Annotated in this window: 7 tRNA genes; all 7 read right to left on the bottom strand. The window is 51.6% G+C overall.

Going from position 1 to position 616, the window contains the following annotated elements:
• Position 1: 1 nt before the first annotated feature.
• The 7 genes from AB3I72_RS13780 to AB3I72_RS13810 all read right to left on the bottom strand — a co-directional run bounded on the left by AB3I72_RS13780 (position 2) and on the right by AB3I72_RS13810 (position 598).
• A tRNA-Arg gene (locus AB3I72_RS13780) sits at positions 2-75 on the bottom strand.
• Positions 76-89: 14 nt separating this feature from the next.
• A tRNA-Leu gene (locus AB3I72_RS13785) sits at positions 90-175 on the bottom strand.
• Positions 176-190: 15 nt separating this feature from the next.
• Positions 191-262 (bottom strand) — tRNA-Gly (locus AB3I72_RS13790).
• Positions 263-266: 4 nt separating this feature from the next.
• A tRNA-Thr gene (locus AB3I72_RS13795) sits at positions 267-342 on the bottom strand.
• 6 nt (positions 343-348) lie between these two features.
• A tRNA-Leu gene (locus tag AB3I72_RS13800) sits at positions 349-430 on the bottom strand.
• 16 nt (positions 431-446) lie between these two features.
• Positions 447-519: transfer RNA gene (locus AB3I72_RS13805), tRNA-Lys, on the bottom strand.
• A gap of 6 nt (positions 520-525) precedes the next feature.
• Positions 526-598 (bottom strand) — tRNA-Val (locus AB3I72_RS13810).
• Positions 599-616: the final 18 nt, after the last annotated feature.

Below are 616 nucleotides of genomic sequence, written 5' to 3' on the forward strand. Positions count from 1 at the left end.
ATGCACCCAAAGGGAGTCGAACCCCTAACCTTTTGATTCGTAGTCAAACACTCTATCCAGTTGAGCTATGGGTGCTAAATATAAAACAATGCCGAGGACCGGAATCGAACCGGTACGGTGATCACTCACCGCAGGATTTTAAGTCCTGTGCGTCTGCCAGTTCCGCCACCCCGGCGTAATGAATTGGCTAAGCGGAAAACGGGGTTCGAACCCGCGACCCCCACCTTGGCAAGGTGGTGCTCTACCACTGAGCTATTTCCGCAAAATGGTGCCGGCTAAAGGACTTGAACCCTCGACCCTCTGATTACAAATCAGATGCTCTACCAACTGAGCTAAGCCGGCTAAATATGCGGGTGAAGGGACTTGAACCCCCACGCCTTGCGGCGCTAGATCCTAAATCTAGTGCGTCTGCCAATTCCGCCACACCCGCAAATGAAATATGAATATGAGCCGTACAGGGCTCGAACCTGTGACCCTCTGATTAAAAGTCAGATGCTCTACCAACTGAGCTAACGGCTCAAAAAATGGAGGTTAACGGGATCGAACCGCTGACCCCCTGCTTGTAAGGCAGGTGCTCTCCCAGCTGAGCTAAACCTCCAAAAACAACAATTCGCGT

This window comes from Enterococcus sp. GC34, from assembly GCF_040886645.1.
Taxonomy (GTDB): Bacteria; Bacillota; Bacilli; order Lactobacillales; family Enterococcaceae; genus Enterococcus; species Enterococcus faecalis.